The sequence below is a fragment of the Mycolicibacter arupensis genome (assembly GCF_002086515.1).
Taxonomy (GTDB): Bacteria; Actinomycetota; Actinomycetes; order Mycobacteriales; family Mycobacteriaceae; genus Mycobacterium; species Mycobacterium arupense.
The window spans coordinates 185,365-193,261 of record NZ_MVHH01000002.1 but is presented as its reverse complement, the minus strand read 5'-3'; the positions used below and the strand labels follow the sequence as shown (position 1 = coordinate 193,261).

Sequence of the window (7,897 nt, the reverse complement as noted above, 5' to 3'; positions counted from 1 at the left end):
GAGGGGGCGCGTCAAAGGGCGGCGGTGGTGGCCCGTCTTCAGGAGGTGGGGGTGGCGCGTCTTCCGGCGGTAGAGGCGGCGCATCGGCGGCGGCCGGCGGTGGCGGTTCGTCGTTGTTTCCCGGCTCGGCACCGACTCCGCCGGCCAGGAACACGGCGGCCGGCAACAGAGTCGTCGCGGCCAGAACCGAGGATTTCATGCGCAGATCAATCAGTCCTTGCGTGAGCACGCAAGGCACCGTAACCAAAACGTTATCTGGACATCAACCCGGCACGCGGAAAAGCGGTTCTATGTCACACCTCGACTGGCCGCCGCAACTGCTCAGAAACCGAACCAGGAAACTGCGTCGACCAGCGGCGTCGTCAGCAGCGTCCAGGGCTGGAACAGGTCGTTCACCGCATTCTGCAGGCCCTGCTGAGCGCCCTCGATGAGCGCCTGCCCGACCGCTGACCAGTCAAGATCGGTAGGGAACAGCCCGAGCGGAGCCTCCAGATTGGCCGGGCCCGGCGACCAGCCGTCGGCGATATTGCCGTAGCCCAGATTCACCAGAATCCGCATAGCGGGCTCCAACAGGTCGTAGAGCGGTTGCCCGATCCCCGGCAGGAGCAGCAGCGGTGACAGCAACGGCAGTGTCTGCGCTTGGATCATGTAGTAATTCGTCAGGCCCTCCCCGGTGAGATCCGCCGAGCCGGGCAACAGCACCGCGTTGCTGATCTGGTCAGCATCAACGCTCAGGTATTGCAGGTGCTGAGTGAAAACACCCATCAACGCGTTGAGCACGGACAGCAGGTTGAGGGGATAGCGGGGGAAGTCCGCGAAGCCGTCGTACTCGAAGTTGTAGATGTCGGTGGGGTAGAGGTTGTCCGGCGTCGCCGGGAACACTCCGAGGCTCGACCAGATACCCCCGTTGGGTGCGACGGGGTCGCCGACCAGCATGAAGCGCACGAGGTCGCTCGGCACACCCTCGTCCTGCAGCTGTTGCATCGTCAGGGTGGAGAATCCGGCGCTCTGCGAGTACCCGAACACCACCACGGGGTCGTCGGCAGAGACTCCTCCGCCGGCAATCTGTTGGAGGACCGCGGCAGTCACGATCTCTGCCCCCTCGATCCGCGACCCGGCCTTGTCGAAGAAGAGGCGTTCGGGTGTGGTCAAGATCTCCATGCTGCCGGTGAAGCCATGCGGTTGCAGATAGAGGTCATGGGCCAGGTCTGCGTAGCGCTGAGGGGGCGTCGGAATCCCGCTGGGGCCCAGGATCAGTGCGGTGCCACCCCCGAGCGCGCCGGCGGTCAATCGGACCTCGGTTCGGTGGCCGCCGCCGTCCGACACCGGTACGACCGTGGCGATCATGCCCGCGGTGACGGCGCCGGCGGCGCCCATGATGATCGGAAGAGTCGCCAACGACATGCGAGTTTCCTCCCTGCGGCGTCAAAGCCGCTGCTCTACGCCCCGCGGTCGCACGTGCAGAGTTTCAATATCGGGGACGCGGCGGGTGGCGTCAATGCCCGTTGACGGGAATGGGGGTCGGCCTGGCCGTCACCGTGCGGTGCCCTACAAGAAAACCCCGCCTACCTGCGTAGACGGGGTTTCCTATCGGGGTGGCTGACGGGACTCGAACCCGCGACACCCAGGATCACAACCTGGTGCTCTACCAACTGAACTACAGCCACCATTGCTGCTCTAGCAAGCAGCGTCGTCGATACTAGCCGCTTGGACGCTCAGCGACCGAATCGGCGGCGTCGGGCGTGGCAGCGGGCGGACCGAGTTCCCCGGCCACCGCCGCAATATCGCTGGTAGACGGCCCCGGCGGGGTGACGAACGCGGTACGCCGGTAGTACTTCAATTCCCGGATGGATTCATGGATATCGGCCAGCGCGCGGTGCGCCAGGCCCTTCTCCGGCTGGCCGAAGTAGATCCGCGGATACCAGCGGCGGCACAGCTCCTTGATCGAGCTGACGTCGATCATCCGGTAGTGCAGATAGTCGTTGAGGGCGGTCATATCGCGGGCCAGGAACCCGCGGTCGGTGCCGATCGAGTTGCCTGCCAGCGGTGCCGTCTTGGCCTGTTTGACGTGGGTGCGGATGTAGTCCAGGACCATGGCCTCGGCAGTCGCCAGGTCCACCGTCGAGGCTCTGACCTCCTCGATCAGGCCCGAGCGGGTATGCATGTCGGTCACGATGGGGCTCATCGCGTCCAGATCTGCGTCGTCGGCGTGGATCACCACGTCGATACCGTCGCCCAGAATGTTCAGCTCACCGTCGGTGACCAGAGCGGCGATCTCGATCAGCTTGTCCTTGCCCAGGTCAAGGCCGGTCATCTCGCAGTCGATCCAGACCAGTTCGTCACGTGCAGCACTCACAGTTGGTCAACGTTAGCCGTGCGGGCGCCCATAGTCGCACAGCGGTCCCGACCGGCCAAGTAGTGTCGTGACCTGTGAGTCCCGACTCGGCGGCGAACGCCGCGCAGCAGATCGCGGCGGGCTACGCCGCCGACGGCCAGGCCCTGGAACTGGGCACGGTGGTGATCGATGGCACCGTTGACGCCACTGCACAGGTCCGCATCCCCCTGGCGATGATCAACCGCCACGGTTTGGTGGCCGGAGCCACCGGTACCGGCAAGACCAAGACCCTGCAGGTGATAGCCGAGCAGCTGTCCGCCGCCGGGGTCCCGGTGCTGATGGCTGACGTCAAGGGCGACCTGTCGGGGCTGTCGCGGGCCGGGGAGGCGGGCGAGCGGGTCACCCAGCGCGCCACCGAGACCGGGGACGACTGGACGCCGACGGCCTACCCGACGGAGTTCCTGTCGCTGGGCACCGGTGGAATCGGTGTGCCGGTACGGGCGACGATCTCCAGCTTTGGTCCCATTCTGCTGTCGAAGGTGCTGGGCCTCAACGCCACTCAGGAGTCGACGCTGGGCCTGATCTTCCACTGGGCCGACCAGAACGGTTACCTGCTGCTGGACCTGAAGGATTTGCGTTCGGTCATCACGTTTTTGACCAGCGACGCCGGCAAGCCTCAGCTGAAGAACCTGGGCGGGGTGTCGGCGCAGACCGCCGGAGTGATCCTGCGGGCCCTGGTCAACCTGGAGGCCGAAGGCGGCGACACCTTTTTCGGTGAGCCGGAGCTCAAGCCCGAGGACCTGCTGCGCACCGACAGTCAGGGCCGCGGCATCATCTCGCTGCTGGAACTGGGCGATCAAGCTACCCGCCCGGTGTTGTTCTCCACCTTCTTGATGTGGGTGCTTGCCGACCTGTTCACACTGCTTCCCGAGGTCGGCGACATCGACAAACCCAAGCTGGTGTTCTTCTTCGACGAGGCGCACCTGCTGTTCACCGATGCGTCGAAGGCGTTCCTGCAGCAGGTCGAGCAGACCGTGAAGCTGATCCGCTCCAAGGGCGTCGGGGTGTTCTTCTGCACCCAGCTGCCCACCGATGTGCCCAACAGTGTGCTCTCGCAGCTGGGCGCCCGGATCCAGCATGCGCTGCGCGCCTTCACCCCCGATGATCAGGCCGCGCTGAGCAAGACGGTGCGCACCTACCCCAAGACCAAGGTCTATGACCTGGAGTCGGCGCTCACCTCGTTGGGAATCGGCGAGGCGATCGTAACGGTCTTGTCGGAGAAGGGCGCCCCGACGCCGGTCGCGTGGACGCGGCTACGGGCACCGCGCTCGCTGATGGCCTCGGTCGGTGACACGGCGATCACCGCGGCCGCCACGGCGAGCCCGCTGTACGCCGTCTACAGCGAGACGGTGGATCGCGAGTCGGCCTATGAGATTCTGTCCGGCAAGCTCGCAGCCGGAGAGGGCAGTGCGCCGCCCTCTGATGCTCAGGGTTACGACGGTGTGCCGCCGCCACCGAAAGTGCGCTGGTGGAAGCGGTTTGGTCGCTGGCTCGCCCACTTCCTGTCCACGCGAGAGGGCAAGCAGGTCACGCGCGCTGTCACCACCGTGGTGGTCGGTGAGATCACCCGCGGCGCAATGGGTACCGGCCGCCGGAGGCGGTGAGGGCCGGCCCGACGCAGCATCCATCGCCGGGGGCAGGGGAGTTGCCCGGCTTTGAGCGACAACACCGGGTAGGTGAATGGGCTTGTCGTCATGTGTCGCTCAGAGGCGGGCAAATGTCGACATGGTCCGGCCCCTGTGCACGGCGTGCCCCAGCGCCCGGCTCGGCCGCGCTGGCGATCGCCGCTAACCCCCGCCGAGCTTCTTGTAGACGGCGCCCACGATGGGCGTGACGATGGCGCGCGGCGCATAGCCACTGGCCATCGACATGGCCTTGGAGGTGATCCCGGGAACCACGCGCATCTTGTTGCGCGCCAAGGCATCCAGGGAGAGTTTTGCGGTGTGCTGGGTTGAGATCCACAGGAAGTCCGGGATCAACCTGTCGACCAGCGACGCTTCTGTGGCATCGGGCATCTCGGCACGCACCGGGCCGGGAGCCAGCAACGTCACATGCACCCCGGTCTTCAACAGCTCGCCGCGCAGCGATTCGCTGAAGGTGTTGGCAAAGGCCTTGGTTGCGGCATAGGTGGCGTTGTTGGGAATCGGTGAGTTGCCGGCCGCCGAGCCGGAGATCAGGATGCCCCCGGCCTTGCGCGCCAACATGCCCGGCAGCACCGCCAAGACCAGATCATGCACCGCGACGGCGTTCAGCTGCACCTGGGCTCTCTCGGCCGCCGGATCCAGACCCGCGATCGGGCCGAACGTCGCGGTACCGGCGTTGGCGCACAGCACCGAGATATCCCGCCCGGCCAGTTCGGCGCAGAACGTGTCACGTGCCGGCGGATCGGCCAGGTCGACCGCGCGCACCTCGACGGTGACGCCGTACTTCTCGCGCAACCGGGTGGCCACGTCGTTGAGCACGTCTTCGCGGCGTGCGGTGATGATCAGGGCGTGGCCGCGGGCTGCCAGTTCGGTGGCCAGCGCCTCGCCGATCCCCTGGGATGCTCCGGTGACGACGGCACGGGCATCAGGGCTGGGGGCAGGAATGGGCATGGGGCAATCGTAGAGTGCCTGTCATGGGTGAGCCGGGGGCGGACAAGCCGGGGCGATCCCGGATTGTGGCATGGGCCCTGTGGGACACCGGTGCCGCCGGCATCAGCGCCATCGTCGTCACTTTCGTCTACTCGGTGTATCTGACCAGCAGCGTGGGCCGTGACCTTCCCGGCCAGGTGTCGGCGGCCAGCTGGCTGGGGCGCACCTTGGCCATCTCTGGGCTGACCGTGGCGGCCATAGCGCCGGTGATCGGGGTCTGGGTGGGCGCGCCGCACCGCCGGCGCGTGACGCTGGCCGTGCTGACCGGGACCGCCGCCGTGCTGACCGCCTCGATGAGCCTGATCCGAGACGAGCCGGCCTATCTGGCTCCGGGGCTGGTGCTGCTCGCGCTGACCGCCGCGTGCGGCGACCTGGCCAGCGTGCCCTACAACGCCATGCTGCGGCAGCTGTCGACGCCCCAGAATTCCGGCCGGATCTCTGGCTTCGGCTGGGCGGCCGGCTATTGCGGCAGCGTGGTGTTGCTGCTGCTGGTCTATCTCGGCTGTATCGCCGGTGACGGTCCCACCCGCGGGCTGCTGGGCCTGACCACCGAAGGGGGATACAACGTCCGGGTCGCCATGCTGGTGGCCGCGGCGTGGCTGGCGGTGTTCGCGATGCCCCTGCTGCTGACCGCGCACCGTCTGGTCGGCGACACCGAGGCGGCGCCGCTGCGGCTCGGGTTCTTCGGTGGCTACCGCCGGCTGTGGCGGGACATCAGCGTCGAATGGCACCGCGATCGCAACCTGGTCTTCTACCTGGTGGCCAGCGCGATCTTCCGCGATGGACTCGCCGGTGTCTTCGCGTTCGGGGCGGTGCTGGGCGTCAACGTCTACGGTGTCTCCGCCGGCGACGTCTTGATCTTCGGGGTCGCCGCCAGCGTGGTCGCCGCGATCGGGGCCGTCGCCGGGGGCCTGCTCGATGACCGGATCGGTTCCAAGACCGTGATCGTCGGATCGCTGGTGGCCATGATCGCCGCCGGCACCACACTGATGGTGCTCTCGGGGCCGGGGGCGTTCTGGGCCTGCGGGCTGTTGTTGTGCCTGTTCATCGGCCCGACGCAGTCCGCGGCGCGCACGCTGCTGCTACGGATGGCCGACGAGGGCATGGAAGGGGTGGCTTTCGGCCTCTACACCATGACCGGTCGGGCAGTGTCGTTCCTGGCGCCGTGGCTGTTCTCGGTCTTCGTCGACGTCTTTCGCACCGACCGGGCGGGCCTGGGCGGGTTGTGCGCCGTACTGCTGTTGGGCCTGTTGGCGATGTTGCCGGTGAAGGTGCCCCGCCGGATGTAGTCGGCGTCAGCCCGCGGCGGCGCACACCGTGAGAATCGAACCGGTGCGCTGACGCACCTGGGCGCCGTCCACCGACACCGAGCAGGTGACCTGCGCGCCGAAATTCACCACGGTGACCGCCGCGGCCGTCGTCGCCGGCGGTGTCAGGGTCACCTGCTTGGACCACGGCAGAGTCACATTGAACTCGGTCTGCAAAATCCCGCCCGAGTCGATGTAGGCGATGCTCAGCGCCTTGCCGGTCCCACTGACGCTGTAGACGATGGTCTCCGCGGCGCCGGGGGTGGTCGACGTCGTGGGCGGCGGGGCGGTCGTGGTGGTGCTGGGCGCCGGCGTGCGCGACGGTGACGGCGTGGGGGTCGGGATGCGCTTTGGAATCGGGGTGCTCGGGGCCGTCGGCAACGGCGTCACTGGCGTCACGGTGGCCGAATTGCGCTGCGAGCCATTGGTGATCACCAGGGCGATCACCATGCCGACCACCAGCAGAACCGCGGCGCCGGCTACCAGAAACAGCCAGTTCGGGAAACGCGGGGGTTCGGGAGGGCCGCCCTCGCCGCCGCCCACCGGTCCGCCCGGCGGGGGCGCGTAGCCCTCCCAGGGCTGGCGCGGCAGTTGCTCGGTCGGATGCGGCGCCTGCGGCGGATAACCGGGCGGGTAGGTCGGAAGCTGGCCGGCGTAGGCCGGGTCGACGTAAGGAGGAACGCCATAGGTCGGCGGCGCGGAGGCCCCACCGTGCTGCCAGGGCTGATTCGAGCCCTCCGGTCGATACGGATCGGTCATGCCCACCTCATGGCTTGCAGGGTACCTGCGTGGGGCGCCCGCGGCCGGGACCTCGGCGCGCCCGGTCAGATTCCGGCCGCCCCCAGGGCGCTGATCGTCATCGCCCGCAGCACCGCCCGCGATCGCTCCGGACCGGCCGACTTGGCTCCGGTGGGTTTCATGCTGTGCGGAGTCGAGTTCAACAGGCCGAAGGCCGCGTGGGCCATCAGCCGCGCATCGGCTTCGGCCAGTTCGGTGTGCAAGGCACGCAGCACGCCCACCCACACCTCGACGTATTGCCGTTGGGCACTGCGCACCTGACGTTGTGCTGCGGCCGGCAGATGCGCCAGGTCACGGTCCTGGATCCGGATCAGATCCGGCTCGCCGAGGGCGAAGTCCAGATGAAAGTCGACCAGGCCGTCGAGCACTTCCTGCGGGCTGTCTCCACTGGATTCGACGGCGCGCGCGCCGGCCAGCAGCCGGGTACTGATGCCCACCAGCAGTTCCACCAGGAGTGCTTCTTTGCCCGCGAAGTGTCGATAGATGGCGGGGCCGCTGACGCCTGCGGCCGCGCCGATGTCCTCCAGCCGTACCGCGGGGTAGCCGCCCTGGGCGAAGAGGCGTTCGGCGGCCGCGAGCAGCTGGCTGCGCCGGTCGGACTTCAGCCGGCTGCGTCGGTTGGCCGGCTCCTCGTTGCCCGCCGAGTGCGCCGAGATGGATGCCGCCATCACGCCTCCGCTCCTCGGTGAATTTCAGTTAATGGTCACTAACGTAACACCCGTGTGCTCGGCGTCTCCGCGGCTTCGGCGGATGGCTGACAGGTC

At 67.7% G+C, this 7,897-nt stretch carries 8 protein-coding genes and 1 tRNA gene; 2 read left to right on the top strand and 7 right to left on the bottom strand.

The features are described 5' to 3' along the window. The 4 genes from BST15_RS21695 to orn all read right to left on the bottom strand — a co-directional run. Positions 1-229, bottom strand: a 229-nt coding sequence (locus BST15_RS21695; protein ID WP_207572043.1) for a hypothetical protein, incomplete at its 3' end; no start/stop codon positions are given. A gap of 92 nt (positions 230-321) precedes the next feature. Continuing rightward, positions 322-1,404, bottom strand: coding sequence for a PE-PPE domain-containing protein (locus tag BST15_RS02360; protein ID WP_052751335.1), 1,083 nt, complete (start codon positions 1,402-1,404; stop codon positions 322-324). Between the two features lie 190 nt (positions 1,405-1,594). Continuing rightward, positions 1,595-1,667, bottom strand: a tRNA-His gene (locus BST15_RS02355). Between the two features lie 32 nt (positions 1,668-1,699). Next, entirely contained in the window at positions 1,700-2,356 is a 657-nt protein-coding gene (orn, locus tag BST15_RS02350; RefSeq protein ID WP_082104204.1) for an oligoribonuclease, read from the bottom strand. Between the two features lie 74 nt (positions 2,357-2,430). On the opposite strand from orn, the gene BST15_RS02345 reads away from it, so the two are divergent. After that, positions 2,431-3,999, top strand: a complete 1,569-nt coding sequence (locus tag BST15_RS02345) for a helicase HerA-like domain-containing protein (RefSeq protein ID WP_046191226.1) — start codon at positions 2,431-2,433, stop codon at positions 3,997-3,999. A 183-nt stretch (positions 4,000-4,182) separates the two neighbouring features. On the opposite strand, the gene cmrA is transcribed toward BST15_RS02345, so the two are convergent. Then, positions 4,183-4,989: a mycolate reductase gene (gene cmrA, locus BST15_RS02340; protein WP_046191227.1), complete on the bottom strand. Its 807-nt coding sequence runs from the start codon at positions 4,987-4,989 to the stop codon at positions 4,183-4,185. A 23-nt stretch (positions 4,990-5,012) separates the two neighbouring features. Between cmrA and BST15_RS02335 the strand changes: the two genes are divergently transcribed. After that, positions 5,013-6,317 carry an MFS transporter gene (locus BST15_RS02335; protein ID WP_046191228.1) on the top strand — a complete coding sequence of 435 codons (1,305 nt, stop codon included), beginning with the start codon at positions 5,013-5,015 and terminating at the stop codon, positions 6,315-6,317. 6 nt (positions 6,318-6,323) lie between these two features. Here BST15_RS02335 and BST15_RS02330 read toward each other — a convergent pair whose 3' ends face one another. Together BST15_RS02330 and BST15_RS02325 are read right to left on the bottom strand one after the other, a co-directional pair. After that, positions 6,324-7,094 carry an MmpS family transport accessory protein gene (locus BST15_RS02330; protein ID WP_052751334.1) on the bottom strand — a complete coding sequence of 257 codons (771 nt, stop codon included), beginning with the start codon at positions 7,092-7,094 and terminating at the stop codon, positions 6,324-6,326. 65 nt (positions 7,095-7,159) lie between these two features. Next, positions 7,160-7,801: an SACE_7040 family transcriptional regulator gene (locus tag BST15_RS02325; RefSeq protein WP_046191230.1), complete on the bottom strand. Its 642-nt coding sequence runs from the start codon at positions 7,799-7,801 to the stop codon at positions 7,160-7,162. Positions 7,802-7,897: the final 96 nt, after the last annotated feature.